At 53.6% G+C, this 13,868-nt stretch carries 14 protein-coding genes; 3 read left to right on the top strand and 11 right to left on the bottom strand.

Annotated elements, in window-relative coordinates:
* Positions 1-39: 39 nt before the first annotated feature.
* Positions 40-1,536 carry a carboxypeptidase M32 gene (locus E3E25_RS08760; RefSeq protein ID WP_167892915.1) on the bottom strand — a complete coding sequence of 499 codons (1,497 nt, stop codon included), beginning with the start codon at positions 1,534-1,536 and terminating at the stop codon, positions 40-42.
* Positions 1,537-1,694: 158 nt separating this feature from the next.
* On the opposite strand from E3E25_RS08760, the gene E3E25_RS08755 reads away from it, so the two are divergent.
* Positions 1,695-2,528 carry a carbohydrate kinase family protein gene (locus E3E25_RS08755; protein WP_167893153.1) on the top strand — a complete coding sequence of 278 codons (834 nt, stop codon included), beginning with the start codon at positions 1,695-1,697 and terminating at the stop codon, positions 2,526-2,528.
* On the opposite strand, the gene E3E25_RS08750 is transcribed toward E3E25_RS08755, so the two are convergent.
* The 5 genes from E3E25_RS08750 to E3E25_RS08730 all read right to left on the bottom strand — a co-directional run bounded on the left by E3E25_RS08750 (position 2,525) and on the right by E3E25_RS08730 (position 6,461).
* The gene (locus tag E3E25_RS08750; RefSeq protein ID WP_167892914.1) at positions 2,525-2,947 is read right to left on the bottom strand and encodes a hypothetical protein; all 423 of its coding nucleotides are present in this window, start codon (positions 2,945-2,947) and stop codon (positions 2,525-2,527) included. The two genes, E3E25_RS08755 and E3E25_RS08750, sit on opposite strands and share 4 nt — an antisense overlap.
* A complete protein-coding gene (locus tag E3E25_RS08745) occupies positions 2,944-4,170 on the bottom strand; it encodes a DUF58 domain-containing protein (RefSeq protein ID WP_167893152.1) in 1,227 nt (408 codons plus the stop codon). The genes E3E25_RS08750 and E3E25_RS08745 overlap by 4 nt, the downstream gene beginning before the upstream one ends.
* Positions 4,171-4,248: 78 nt before the next feature.
* Complete coding sequence (locus tag E3E25_RS08740; RefSeq protein WP_167892913.1) at positions 4,249-5,202, bottom strand: MoxR family ATPase; 954 nt, start codon at positions 5,200-5,202, stop codon at positions 4,249-4,251.
* The gene (locus E3E25_RS08735; protein ID WP_167892912.1) at positions 5,171-5,620 is read right to left on the bottom strand and encodes a hypothetical protein; all 450 of its coding nucleotides are present in this window, start codon (positions 5,618-5,620) and stop codon (positions 5,171-5,173) included. Before E3E25_RS08735 ends, E3E25_RS08740 begins: the two co-directional genes overlap by 32 nt.
* The gene (locus E3E25_RS08730) at positions 5,610-6,461 is read right to left on the bottom strand and encodes a DUF4129 domain-containing protein (protein WP_167892911.1); all 852 of its coding nucleotides are present in this window, start codon (positions 6,459-6,461) and stop codon (positions 5,610-5,612) included. The genes E3E25_RS08735 and E3E25_RS08730 overlap by 11 nt, the downstream gene beginning before the upstream one ends.
* A gap of 69 nt (positions 6,462-6,530) precedes the next feature.
* Here E3E25_RS08730 and E3E25_RS08725 point away from each other — a divergent pair, with 69 nt between their 5' ends.
* Both E3E25_RS08725 and E3E25_RS08720 read left to right on the top strand, forming a co-directional pair.
* Positions 6,531-7,025, top strand: a complete 495-nt coding sequence (locus tag E3E25_RS08725; RefSeq protein WP_167893151.1) for a DUF2118 domain-containing protein — start codon at positions 6,531-6,533, stop codon at positions 7,023-7,025.
* Between the two features lie 90 nt (positions 7,026-7,115).
* Positions 7,116-7,610: a peptidylprolyl isomerase gene (locus E3E25_RS08720; protein WP_167893150.1), complete on the top strand. Its 495-nt coding sequence runs from the start codon at positions 7,116-7,118 to the stop codon at positions 7,608-7,610.
* Here the strand turns inward: E3E25_RS08720 and E3E25_RS08715 are convergent.
* Genes E3E25_RS08715 through E3E25_RS08695 form a run of 5 tightly spaced genes read right to left on the bottom strand, consistent with a single transcriptional unit; the run spans position 7,587 to position 13,867 of the window.
* On the bottom strand, positions 7,587-8,492 hold the full coding sequence (locus E3E25_RS08715; RefSeq protein ID WP_206204704.1) for a type II secretion system F family protein: 906 nt from the start codon (positions 8,490-8,492) through the stop codon (positions 7,587-7,589). The two genes, E3E25_RS08720 and E3E25_RS08715, sit on opposite strands and share 24 nt — an antisense overlap.
* Positions 8,493-8,494: 2 nt before the next feature.
* Entirely contained in the window at positions 8,495-9,559 is a 1,065-nt protein-coding gene (locus E3E25_RS08710; protein ID WP_167892909.1) for a type II secretion system F family protein, read from the bottom strand.
* Positions 9,560-9,570: 11 nt separating this feature from the next.
* Positions 9,571-11,433 carry a CpaF family protein gene (locus tag E3E25_RS08705; RefSeq protein WP_167892908.1) on the bottom strand — a complete coding sequence of 621 codons (1,863 nt, stop codon included), beginning with the start codon at positions 11,431-11,433 and terminating at the stop codon, positions 9,571-9,573.
* A gap of 6 nt (positions 11,434-11,439) precedes the next feature.
* Entirely contained in the window at positions 11,440-12,420 is a 981-nt protein-coding gene (locus tag E3E25_RS08700; protein ID WP_167892907.1) for a hypothetical protein, read from the bottom strand.
* Positions 12,421-12,430: 10 nt separating this feature from the next.
* Complete coding sequence (locus E3E25_RS08695) at positions 12,431-13,867, bottom strand: DUF515 domain-containing protein (RefSeq protein ID WP_167892906.1); 1,437 nt, start codon at positions 13,865-13,867, stop codon at positions 12,431-12,433.
* Position 13,868: the final 1 nt, after the last annotated feature.

The following is a 13,868-nucleotide window of genomic DNA, read 5'->3' as shown; positions in this document are numbered from 1 at the left end:
TCTATCACTCGATCTCACTAAAAATAGAAATGGGGCAGATCACAGATACCTCTCCCTCACCCACCTTATGAAGTAGTCCGGGTTCAGCTCTTCGCCGATGGCCTTCTTAAGAAGCTCCTTCGGCGGGTAGATGCTTCCCCAGCGGTGTATCTTCTCCCTGAGCCAGGCCTTTATCGGCTCGAACTCGGCCTTCGCGACCTTTTCCTCGAAGTTCGGGATGTCTCTCTTCATATGGTAGTATATCTGGGCCGAGAGGAGCGTTCCGATGCTGTAGGTCGGGAAGTAGCCGACCGTTCCGTGGGCCCAGTGGATGTCCTGAAGGATTCCCTCGACGTAGCTCTTGGGTCTTATGCCGAGGAGGTTCTCCATCTCGTCGTTCCAGAGCTCCGGAAGGTCTTTTGCCTTAACGCCCTCGTTGAGCATCATTCTCTCGAGTTTGAAGCGGAGGAGTATGTGGAAGTTGTAGGTGACGACGTCAGCTTCCGTTCTTATGAAGTCCGGACGAACCATGTTGAAGTAGAGGTAGACGTCCTCCGGGGTATAACCAGACATGAAGGGCAGGTTCTCCTTCAGGACAGGGTAAATCAGCCCCGCGAACTCCCTTGAGCGGCCGATGATGTTCTCCCAGAACCTGCTCTGGCTCTCGTGGATTCCAAGGCTGACACCACCAACTATCGGGCTGAACATGAACCTCTCGTCCTGCTGGAGCTCGTAGAGTGCATGCCCGAACTCATGGACGGTGCTCAAAATCGTTCTCCTGAAGTCGTAGCCCTCGTAGCGCGTGGTTATCCTGACGTCCCTTATCCCGAACTCCGTTGTGAACGGGTGGGCGGATACGTCAAGCCTTGAACGAACGCCGAGCGGGAAGCCGAACTTCTCCAGAATCCAGCGGTTGACCTTCTCCATCCGCTCCTTCTCATAGCTCTCCTTCTCAAGCGGGTGGCTCTGCGGGACTTTACCTTCTTCCATTATCTTCTCAACGAGCGGTTTCAGCTCCTTCTCCAGCCTGTCGAACATCTTCTCGACGTCTTTGGTAGTTGTTCCCTCCTCAAACATGTCGAGGAGAGCGTCATAGGGCTCGTCTTCGTAGCCAAGGTAGTCTGCGGCGCGCTTCGCAAGGTCTATAATCCTGTCCAACCAGGGCTCGAACTTGGAGTAGTCATCGGCCTTTTTTGCCTCCTCCCAGGCCTTGGTTGCCTGGCTGGTCACCTCGCTCATCTCCCTCAGGAACTCCGGCGGGAACGAGCGGCTTATTCTTATCGAGCGGTCGAGGACTCTAATAACACCGCGCTCGTACTCGTTGAGCTCAAGTCCCTTCGCCTTCTCAACGAGCTCGACGAAGTCCGGCTTGAGGAGGAACTCCTGGCTGAGGACGGAGAGCTCGCCCTGGGCAACGGAGCGCTCAAGGATACCCTCCTTCGGCATGTTGACCTCCATGTCCCAGCCGAGGACGCTCTGGGCGTGGCCTATCGCCCAGATGCGGCGGTATCTCGTAAGTATCTCCCTGACGGTCTCGTTCTGGAAAACGCTTTCCATGGAAACCACCCCATTTTTCTTTGATAAAATCTATCCCTTCGGCGCTTTTAACCTTTTCGATGTTCATCTAAACGTGTGGGTAGAAGCCGATTACTCCAACCGGAAATCGCTTAAAGGGATGGACACAAGTCCCTGAAAAGCAAGTGCTGGTGATGATCATGAAGCTTGACCTGGCGGTGCTCGGCCACGTCTCGATAGACCACATACGGTTTCCGGGAAGGGAGGAGATAGTATACCCCGGTGGTGCGGCCGCAGCGGTTGCCACTTCGGCGGCGCTGGCCGGTGCGAGTGTTGGTTTGATAACCAAAGTTGGGGAGGACTTTCCGAAGGAATGGCTCGAAAAGCTCGCCTCAATCCTCGACATCAAGGGCGTTCAAATCCTGCCCGGCAGGACGATTCACATATACATGATTTACCACGAGGACGGAAGCGTTGATGCCCCTGTTGATATGGGAGTCGCTCAGAAAATGGGCGAGACCCCGATTCCTGAGGAGTATATGAACGCGAGGTTGTTCCACATAGCCCCTATTCCACCGGAAGAACAGCTCAAGGCCTTAAAAAGGCTGGAAGGCAAGAGGGTAAGCCTTGATTTCAACCCAACCTACATGAAGGACTACGAGAAGAAAACCGGACTTATGATGGAGATAGCATCGCGGGTGGAGGTCCTCTTTCCAAACGAGAGGGAAGCTTTAACGATAACAAAAGCCAAAACCGTGGAAGAAGCCGCCAAAATACTGCACGGGTGGGGGGCGAAGCTGGTCGTTATAACGCGCGGTGAGAGGGGGGTTCTCGTCTACGATGGAACCTTCAGGGAGTTTTCGGCACTCCCCATAAGCCCCGAGGAAATCGTTGACCCCACCGGGGCTGGAGATGCCTTCGCAGGTGGCTTTCTGGCCATGTACTCTAGGGAAAAAGGAGTTGAGGAGTGCGTTAAAAAAGGACTGGAGAGTGCGAGGGAAGTTCTGAAAAAAACGGGGAGCTGGAGCATCTAAGAGGCCACAAACCGGGCAAAGAGGTACAGCACCACAAGGAGCAGTGCGGCCAGTGCAGTTACCTCAAACCTCGGGAGTGCGGGGGAGAGCATCGACATCAGCAGGTAGGTCGGGAAGGACATCGCAACCGCCGCAAGGAGGATGAGGTAGTGCTCCCTTGGGGCATGCTCCCTGTCCAGGTAGCCCATTTCAAGGGCAAGAACCGTCAGCGCAATCACCGTTAGACCGTAGAGGCCTCCAGTTCTTGTGTAGATGAGGAAGACTGCAGTAGCCAAAAGGAAAAGGACACCGATGAAGTACCACTGGACGGCCATGAGGGCCAGCGGTACCAGCAGGAGTGTTCTGATGTCACGCATCCCAAGGAGTACGAAGAGGGGAATCAATGGGATGATGGAGTATAGCCTTCTCTTAATCTTCACAGCCCAACCACCTCCGCAATAGCAGCCTCAAGGGGCTTTCTGACGTCCCAGTCGATGATGATGCCGTAGGCAGACATCTTCATGAGCATCGCACGCCTCTGAAGCGTCAGTAGCTTCACCGCCAGCTCCTCCTCGCGACTCTTCGGCTCGACGGCGGTGTAAGGATTCGGGCTTATGACCACGACGTTGTAGCCGTACCGGGCCATTATTTTAAGCGCCTCCTGGCTCTCCTCTGTGAGGAGGGGGGAGAAGTATAACAGCTGGGCTTTAGCCGGGAAGCGTGCCTTTATCAGGTGCTCGACCTGGTAGGCTATCATGTTGTTCTTATCGGGCTTTGCCGTGCTCAGGAAGTCTATGCACTTGAAGAAGTGCCTTTTGCCGTAATCAACGCGGATCCAGAGCGGAACGTCTTCGGCCAGGAGAAGGCCAAAGCTTGTCCCGTTATTGAGGGCGTTGAGCATGAGGGAAGCGGTTGCTCTAATCAGATGGTCAAAGACGAGAGTGCCGGTGTAGGAGGCATCGACGATGAAGACGACGTCTACTTTTCTCTCGCTCTCGTACTCGTTGGCCATTATCCTGCCCGTCCTCGCGGTGGCCTTCCAGTTGATTATCTTGAGAGGGTCTCCCGGCTGGTAATCCCTGATCGCGTGGAACTCAACCCCCTCACCGACCCTCGGCGAAGGGAGCGGACCGACGGTTATCTTGGTTCCCCTGGTAGAGTAGGGCGTTGGGACGTCAGTAATTATCGGAACGCCCACTATCTCGCTGTAGACGTCAACCTTCCTGTCAACCCTGAAGAAGCCGAAGGGATCGCGGTAGCTCAGCCTCACCCAGTTGAACTCGTGGATTCCGCGCTTAACGCGAACCCTGTACCTTATCTCCCTCTCCTCTCCCGGCCGGAGGGAGAGGACGTGCTCCCTCTGCCCCTCCACCAGCTCTAAGCCTGGGGGAATGTCCTCGGTGATCTTCAGGGTGGGTATTCTCTCATGGGACTTGATCCTGAGGACTATCTCGATCTCAGTCCCCTCAAGGAAGCGGTTGTGGGGTATTATCCGCTCAATCTCGACGTTGAGGCGCGGCTTGAAGAAGAACACGGCTATAAACAGAAGCCATATTGCCGGGAGCGTCAGATACACCATCTCCCAGCGCAGGAGGAGGAAGGCGAACATAACGATTAGCCAGAGGGCGATGAGAATCTCCTCTGCCTTCTCCGTTGGGAGCATCTCGTCGGTAGGCGCCTCCTCCCTCTCCTCAACGTGAGTGGTGCCGTATAGCGGGGGCTGGGCCTGCACCTTTTCACCTCACTCAAACTTGGGGACCGGAACGCGCTCAAGGAGCTTCTCCATTATGCTCTCCTGGCTGACCTTCGTGTACCACAGCTCCCTCTTGAGGATGAGCCTGTGGCTCAGCGCTGGAACGGCGACGGCCTTTACATCGTCGGGGATAACGTAGTCCCTGCCCTCAAGTGCGGCATAGGCCCTGGAGAGCTTGAGCAGGGCAAGGCTTCCCCTGGGTGAGGCTCCGACCTCTATCTCCTTCTTGTTCTCCCTCGTCGCGAGGACTACATCGGTTATGTACTCCAGGATCGCGTCGCTGACGTAGACGTCCTCTATCGCCCTCTGCATCTCAACGACTTCCTCGGGGGTCAGGATTGGCGTTATATCGACCTCCTCCTTCTTCCTGGCCATCCTCCTCCGGAGTATCTCTATCTCCTCTCCCCTGCTCGGATAGCCAACGCGGAGCCTGACGAGGAACCTGTCCAGCTGGGCCTCCGGGAGCGGATACGTTCCTTCTTGCTCTATCGGGTTCTGGGTGGCAATGACTATGAAAGGCCTCTCCAGCTCGTATGTGCTCCCCTCAACGGTGACCTGCCTCTCCTGCATGGCCTCAAGTAAAGCGGACTGGGTCTTTGGCGGGGCACGGTTTATCTCATCGGCAAGGAGTATGTTCGTGAAGATTGGGCCCCTCTTAAACTCGAACTCAAGGGTCTTCTGGTTGAAAACGCTGACGCCCAGGATATCGCTGGGGAGTAAGTCCGGTGTGAACTGGACGCGCTTGAACCTGACCCCCAGGGCAGTTGCAAAGCTCTTCGCCATGAGCGTCTTTGCTAAACCGGGCAGGTCTTCTAGGAGTATGTGCCCATCGGCCAGAATCGTCGTCAGTATGAGCTTCAGTACCTCGTCCTTTCCGACTATCGCTTTCTTGACCTCCTCAAGGACGGCATTACCCTTGGAACTTACCTCTTCTATTTTCATGGAGATCCTCCTCCAGGATTTTTAAGGCCTTTTCAAGGTTATCGAGAAAATCCCCCTCTGAACGGAGGGCTTCGATTGCCTCGTTGGGCTCGGAGGTGAGGGAATGAAAAGACTTGTTATAATCGTCGGAGAGCGTGGCGTATATTCCCACTATCTTCTCCTCGAGAAGGGAGCGGGCGACCTTCCCCTTCTTGGCGCGCTCTATGAGCGTCACTACCCTCTCAACGTCGGTTTTTCTCTCGACCTTCCCCAGCCTTTCCCGCTTGGGAAGAGGAACGTGTATTTCAAATCCAAAGAGGATGAACGCCAGAAGGACACCCAGCACCAGAACGGCGAGCCATCTAACCAGATAGGAGCCGGCAACTATAGCCATCAGCAACGGGATCACGGCTATTGCAAGGGCATAATTAAACCTCATTCACGCCCCTCCTCATCTCCCGATAGACCCTAAGGGCCCTCTTGGCATCATCCCATGTTATTTTCTCGGGAGCGTATTTGGCTTTTTCGAAGAGCCGCGTCAGCTCGACGAAGGCATCGTGCATGTACCTCACATGCTCTGCGTGTTCCCAGTGTGTCCAGCTCTCCTGGTACGGAATTCCGAGGTACTCAAGCCAGAGGACGGCGTTTTTGTATATACCAACGATGGCCTCCCTGGGGTTCTCGAACATCTCAAGTCCGAGCTCATCAAGCTTCTTATCGAACAGCTCGGCACGGAGCTTCATCTCCTTACGCTCCTTTTTCTGCAGGTATTCGCGGTACTGAATCACGGCAAGGTAGGCAAAGACCACTATTGCACCCACAAGGATGGCATAGAGAAGGTACTGGGACGGCAGGGGTCGCCTAAACGTAGCTATCGGCGAGGTGTTGTTGTAGTAAAGGGGGGACTGAGTGGTGGACTGAAGGGGAAGCGAACCGTTCACTGAGGCGTTCACCTGAGTATTGTTGGCTGGAAAACCCTGGGAGCGCTTTTTCATCATGCGGAAAACAACGCCCCCCACGATGCCACCGAACACAACGGCAATGTAAGTCAGGAAACCAAAGCCGCCGCCGTCATCCCGCCTGAAGGGATCCCTCCACCCCAGAAGAACGCCGATGATAACGAACAGGCCAACTATCGCGAGAAGGATAAGAAGGACGCCGGTCCAGGGTGCGGAACTTCCCCTGGCTGCGCTCGATGTGGTTGCGCTGTAATTAATCATGAGCGTCATCAGTGAAAACAGCAGTCCAGAGAGGGCCAAGAATTTTACCCTGGTGGACATTTTTATCGGGAAGTGTATAGAGGGCAGGTTTAAAAGCTTTTACCCATAGGTAAAGGTCAGGTGATGACGGTGGAGAGGGTTCCAAGGCTTTACGTTGAGGCTCCCCCCGGGGAGTGCATTGAGGGGAGAAAGGCGATAAAAGACTGCGTGATCATCAGCGGGAACGTTGAAGTATGGTTGAGAAAGGGTGAAACCGTTCCCGACTTCGTTGATGTGGATGGCTCCAAGTTCCTCGCGAAGGAAGTTTACGACAGGTTCTACCTCTACGTTGACAGAATTGAGGGAAAGCTGCTCGCGGATGCGGTTCTGGTGCTCCCTGACGGAAGGACGAGAATATACCTGAAAAAGGGCGACGAACTGCTCCTGCTCCCCGTGGAGGGATACACAAAGACCCTGATAGCGAACGTGGGGAACAGGGTAAGAACGGGCGACGCCTTCGCGGCGGTAACCACGAGAAAAGGGGAGGTTCACTACCTCAAGCCCCCCAAGACCGGGACGGTTGTGTTCATAGACGAGGTAACGAACAGGCCGCACTACGTTTACTACATACTCCCCGAGGAATGAGCTCTTTTTCACATTCTTGTGTATCAATGCCCAAAAGTTTATAAGTTCTTGCGGGTAGTTACGGCGAAGAGAATTTTGGAGTTGAAGGAAATGAAGATTGAAGCTGGAGATTTTGTGGTGTTTCACTACGTCGGAAAGTTTGAGAACGGCGAAGTTTTTGATACAAGTTACGAGGACATTGCCAAGGAGAACGAGATATACGTGGAAGAGAGGGAGTACGGTCCCCTTGGCGTCAACGTCGGTGTTGGTGAGATAATCCCCGGCCTTGACGAGGCCCTTATCGGCATGGAGCTTGGGGAGAAGAAGACGATCACCATACCCCCGGAGAAGGCCTACGGCATGCCCAACCCGGAGCTCGTGATTGAAGTGGCCAAAACCGAGTTCTCAAACGTCGGCATAGAGCCCATCGAGGGCATGTACGTCATGACCGACTCGGGGATAGCGAAGATAGCCAAAGTCGGTGAGGAGAACGTCACCCTTGACTTCAACCATCCGCTGGCCGGAAAGACCCTCGTCTTCGAGGTAGAAATAGTGGACATTCAGAAAGCCAAAGAAGAGGCCTCAGACGGCGAGGTTGAGGCCTGAGGCTCCTTGGAAGATCATCAATCCCATTATCACGAGCAGCAGGCTGTACTTTATGCCTGCTGAGTATTTCCCTTCTCTTATAACGCCGATTCCAAGGCCCGAAACTATCGCCTGAAGGGCAACGAATCCCAGCAGTATGGTCCTCACGGTCTCCACTGGGAACTGCACGTTGCCAGTGCTCATAGCCACCATCACCTGGGCGACTATGCCGAGTATGAGAGGACCAATGAATCCACTGGTGATTATGAAGAACATCACCTGCATGCCCGTTGAGGCCTTCCTCTCCTGTTTTATCCTGAGTATCTCCCTGACGTCGTTTCCAACATAGACGAGCACATCGCTCATCGGCGCACCCCTCTCAAGAGCCTCGATGATGATCATCATTGAACGGTAGATGACGGGGGATTTTCTGTTCCTTATCGCAAAGGCTCTGAGGGCTTCAACGGTTGGACGACCCTTCTTTATCTCGGCGACGGTTTTTTTGAACTCCTCAGTCAGTGCACCAAATTTGGCCGTCGTTAGCTCCTCTAGTGCTTCTGAGAAAGATATACCTGCCCTAAGTGAACTGGCCAGGTAGAAGAAAGCATCGGGCAACATTTTCTCCATCTCATCAATGCGTTTGCTGATCTTCCAGTAGGGATAACCAAAGGCCATCCCTGCAAAGAGCGCTATGAATGCTATCACTGCATAAATTAGTGTGGAGAACAAGTCAACGACGAGAGCGCCGATTATGCCGACCAGGAGGGAGACGATGAGGTACTCGGCGGCGAGGAAGTTTATTCCCGAGGAGTATATGAACACCTCGTAGCGCCTCATCCACCGCTTGGGAACTATCCTCTCAATGACCTTAATCAACGCTCCTGACAATCCTCCCGCCATCATTGTCACCTCGGCTCTCCCTTCTTAATCATATTGACCACTATGAAAGATAGCGCCGGGAAGGCGAAGAGCAATATTACTGCAAGGGTTTCGGGGGGCATTATAAGTTGTTGGGCCATAACTGAACCAGCCAGTATTCCAACGACGAACATGGTGGGCATGACTATTGTCATGAACATGTAGATGAAGGCTATACCGTTGACCCTCTGGACGTACTCTATGAGCTTCATCCGGTACTCAAAGGCGAAGTCCTCGGCCAGCTTGTAGAGTATCTCGGAGAGGTTTCCGCCGAACTTTATCGCCCTGAGAATCTGCTTGACGACACGGCTGACGTTCTCGGAGCCCATCTTTTCATCAAACTTGGTGAGGGCATCCTCAAAGGAGGAACCCGTCCTCATATCCCTCAGTATGAGCTCAAACTCCTCAGATATAACACCATAATCGGCGCGGGCAACGGATAGCAGGGCCTCGGATATACCAACACCCGCGCTAAGGAGGGAAGCCATGTGCCTCAGGGCGTAGGGCATTGCCCTCTCAACCTCAACAACCCTGCGCTTCCAGACCATGCGCGGATAGTACCGCATATACATAAAGCCACCCACAAAACCAAGGAATCCCACGAGGGCCGACATATCGAGTGGGATGTACAAGAGGTATGCAAACAGGAATCCAAAGATGCCCGCAAACACCGCAACCGCCAGCATCAACGCGACGTACTTTTCCTGGGGCATCAGTATGCTCGCCCGATAGAGCTCCTGGTCGAGGCCCTTGAGGGAGTTCGTGAGCGATTGAACTGGCCCCTTGAAGTAGCGGAGCACCGTCTCTGCAAGTCTCTCGGAGAAGGGCTTTTGAATCTCCTTCTTCCTCCATTCCAGGATCTCCTCTATCTCTTTCTCCCTCTCTTCTTCAGCCCTCCCCTTCTCGATTTCCTTCTGCAGTTCTTTGAGCGCCCGAAGTCTCTCTTGAACACTTTTGCCCTGGGGGATTCTGCGCAGGGGCTTCTCAGCGACCTCTACCGTCTTTCCCCCTAGGCGTTCCAAAAAGTCGGTAATGGCTTTAACGACGCCCACGATTATCACCCTTAGATCAGATTCTTAACCTGCTTGCTGGTTTCAATGCTGCTCTCTGCCTGAATCCTCTTCAGCAACGCCTCTTCGTCTATGTAGAACTGCCTTATGTAGTATCCGACCTTATCGATGCTCCTGATTCCCTGCTCTATCATCCAGTCCAAGATTATCCTGCGCTTCTCCTTCTCGAATTCAAGCTCTGATATGCTCATGCCCGTGTGGTGGGCAAGTGTGTTGAGTGTCCTGCTGGGAACACCAGTGGGAATCAACTCATCCTTAGCCGGGTCGTACTTGTAGAGTTTGTTGAGCTGGACGCTTTCGGCCTCAATGCCAGAAATCTCGGCTATCTCTGTAATGCGCCTTATGGTTCCCTTCTTCCTGCTGTGGAACCTGACCTGCATAATGATGATGTCCAGTGCGGGTATCATTATCCTGGGAACGCTCATCGGCGGGCTTTCCAGACGGACTATGGTTTCCCTCGCGCTGTTTGAGTGTATGGTTCCCATACAGCCGTCATGACCAGTGTTCATTGCGGTGAACATAGTTCTGGCCTCTGGACCACGAACCTCACCGACAATGATCCTGTCGGGACGCATACGAAGGGTGTTCTTAACGAGGTCGTCCATGGTTATCTCGCCCTTGCCCTCGACGTTGGGCGGCCTCGTCTCTAGCCTGATCCAGTGCTCAACCGGGAGCTGAAGCTCGGCCGTGTCCTCTATCGTTATCACGCGCTCGCTCGGCGGAATGAACATGGCAAGGGAGTTGAGTGTTGTTGTCTTACCGGAACCTGTACCTCCCGCGACGAGAACGTTCGCTGGCTTAACGCCCAGGCCGTCCACGAATATCCACAACAGGGCCGCTATCTCGGTGTTCATAGTCCCATACTTGATTAGGTCGATTATCGTGAGCGGATCCTTCTTAAACTTACGGATAGTTATGGTGGGACCATCGAGGCTGATGGGTGGGATGGTAGCATTGACACGGCTTCCGTCAGGGAGGCGTGCATCAAGGAGTGGACTCTGCTGGTCGATTCTTCTGCCCACTTCCCTCGCTATCCTCTCGATGATGTTGAGTATCTCCTTCTCCTCGGGGAAGACTATGTTGGTCTTACACATATTGAAGCGCCTGTGCCAGACGTAAACGGGCCTGCCGGTACCTATGACCATGATTTCCTCGAGGTTGTCATCGCGGACGAGGGGATCGAGCTTGCCGTAGCCTATCATAGACTGGACTATCATCTCGGTGAGAACCTCGACCCTGCCCTCTGAGAAGTGGGGAGCCTCCTCCTTTATCATCCTCCTGACGGCGTTCATGAAAACGCGCCTGCGCTCTTCAATATCTGGAAAGGCAGATGGGTCTATCTGAAGTTCGGTTATCGCTCTGTCCTTAATCCTCTTGAAAAGCTCCTCCCCCTCGCGGCTTAGCTTGGGGAGGCGTATCTCATATATGGGGACGGGTTCGCCCTTAACGCGGAGGATACGGACGTTTCCATAGGCATCTAGAACCTCGGCCTTCCCCGCGTAGGTCGGCTCCTCCTGGCGAATCGATGAACCGAGAATATCCTGAAGGGTTGAGGGCGGTTTGGGCTTGGGGGCAGGCTTGGGCTTCTCCTTGGGAGCCTCTTCCTCCTTGGTGAGTATCTCTCCGAGAATATCGGCACCGGTGGGTCTGCTGGTGATGGCCTCCTCGGGGGAGGGTCTGCTGAGGATCTCCTCTAAATCAATACCACCCTCCTCTCTCACAAAGGGAAGGTGCTCCTCCTCTTCTTCCTTCTTTTTATCCTCCTTGAGAACGTTCTCAAGGAGGTCGTCCTCCCCGCTCAGTATCTCATCAATCCATGAGATGGTCTCCTTCTTCTTTTTCTTCTCATCCGGCACCAACGCTCACCGCCCCTCATTCTTCCAGCTGACGTGATAGGTTATATCAACACCCTTACCCATGAATATTATCCACACAGGGAAGTCGAAACCTGCCTGCTTGGGCGGGTTGATCTCGGGGGTCCCAACTGAAACACCGCTGATTAAACTGCTCGAAAGCTGGAACATTCCCGGCATCGTTGGAAGCGGCTGCGGCTGGCTCTTCTGAGGCGGATTAAGACCCTTGTACTTCCACACGAACTCCTCCATGTAGTCTCTGTACGTCATTGTATAATTAGGGGTAAAGTCCGTCATGCTAGCACCATCGAATATGACCGGTATCGAGGCGGCGAAGAACGTGTTGAAGGTTCCCGCCTCGTTGGGGACGTTTGTAAGGCGGAAGGTAACGTCACCCTCATACTTGAGGATCTTGATGTGGGCATCAACCATTGGAAACATGCTCCTCAGGTAGAGAACCTTGGGGGTGTTTACGAGCTGAGGATACATGACCCCGCAGCTTATTATTCCAATATCGTCCAGATCCTCTATCACGCCGCTAACGCTACTCCCGTTGTACTCAACGGTGGTTATTTTAGCGGTATCCCCACAGACCGTTTCGTAGTCCATGGTCTGGACTATGTAAGAGTAGTGAGAGGTTATCCTGAAGCTGACGACAACGGTTTCGTAGGGCATTATCCAGAAGCCCGTGTAGTAGTTGAGGGTGGTCTTCTTAACGTTCGATATGTTGTGGAGAACCGTGTCTCCAACGAGTACTGCATTCATGGTCTCGCTGTTGTCCAGCCTGTAGACGGTGAAATCGTAACGCGGGTTCACCACTATGAACTTGGGAAACGGAGCGGTGTTCACCATGGTAAAGTTCAGATTTATCATGACCTGCCCCATAATACCTATGTTGTTGTAGGTATCGCCGGGAAGACGGTAGGTTGCTGCACTAACCAGAGATGAAGCTAACAAAAGAATAAAGAGAGATGCTGCGAGGCGTTTCATTGCTATCACCTCAGGTGGCAACTTTAGCGATGTAAATGTACTGCTGGTTGGAGAGTATGTCGGGCACGAATATTGAAGGAACCCTCACTATGACCAGGAACTGGGTGTTGGGATCGAGCACAAGCATTCCGGATTCTTTCTCAAGGTCAACTATCTCCCAGCCGTAGGCCCTGAGCTGCTCCTTGACGTCTTCGCTGGCCTGTATCTTTCCGGCAGCTATAGCCTTGAGTATCTCGGTCAGGTCGACGTTGTAGGTATAGCTGGCGGAGGCGCTCTGGCTGGCGGTCTGAGAGTTGGAGTAGATGTCACTTATTGCCTGGCCGTTGGTTATGGAAGCATCTCCCGGCGTGTACTGAGTGTCGTGCTGTTCGGAGTACTGGGTCGATGAGCTGGTGCTCGATGAGCTGGTCTGGGTCTGGGCCTCATTGACAGAAATCGTCCCGGCCTCCGTTGGGAGGAGTACCAGCTCAACGTAACCCTCGTTCACTATCTCCTTGAAGGGCGCATTGGTCGCGTTCTTGGCAAATATCATGATCTTGTCCCCCGGAGCGAGGAAGGCGCCGTTTATCTTGTCCCTCGAGAGGACGAGGGCGATGTCAACGAACTCAACCTTGTAGACCTTGTACTGCATCAGCTCCCTGTAGTCCAGTATGCCTCCCAAGATGGCCTTTGCGTCGGATTTGCTGACTATCTTCTTGACGTTGTCCTTCTCCAGGATGACGTTCTGGGTCGGGATTATGTCGATAATGTAGTAGTAGTACTCCCTCCAGAGTTCGAGAAGATACGGATCCGCGTTGACAGCCTCAACCTGCTGCTCGCTGGTGGCGCTCATGACCTGCTCCTCGAGGCTGTTCATCGAATCAACCACCTTCTTCTTAAGGCTGTCAGGCAACGGCATCGCAAGGAGCTGGCTGAACTGGGCCTCGATCTGACTTATCTTCTCCTTCTTGGTCTGGTTGAGCTGCCTCTCCATTTCAAGCTGATGCTGCTTCTCGAGATAAGCCTGATATTGGTTCCAGGCACTCTGGTATGCGGCTTTAACGTCTATTGATTCGACCTCCTCCACACTCTGGGCCGAGTTTATCTTTCTGATCAAATCGTCCCTGGCGTTCTTTCCAAACGTCGTGTTCATAAGCTCGCTCCCGGGTTTGAAGTAGTAGTTAACCTCCGCAAGCTTTTTGTTCTTAGCCTGAGTGAGCTGCTCGGCGGCCCGGTTCTCCATGTAGATGTAAGCGCCTATAGAAATTATTAAAATCACGATGATGACTATCGATGCACCAATTAGAATGCGTCTCTTCCTTTCCCTCTCCCTTATGCTGCCCACGGGGCGGGGCTTTTTGGGTGGTTTCTTGACAGGGGGCTTGGCCGTTTTGGGGGCCTCGGGCTCTACGCTGGCTTTACCCAGCTCTCTAAGACGGCGGATTTTCGCCTCAATATCCTCGGACACG

The sequence above is a fragment of the Thermococcus sp. MAR1 genome (genome assembly GCF_012027305.1).
Taxonomy (GTDB): Archaea; Methanobacteriota_B; Thermococci; order Thermococcales; family Thermococcaceae; genus Thermococcus.
This window is presented reverse-complemented; position numbering and strand designations above follow the sequence as displayed.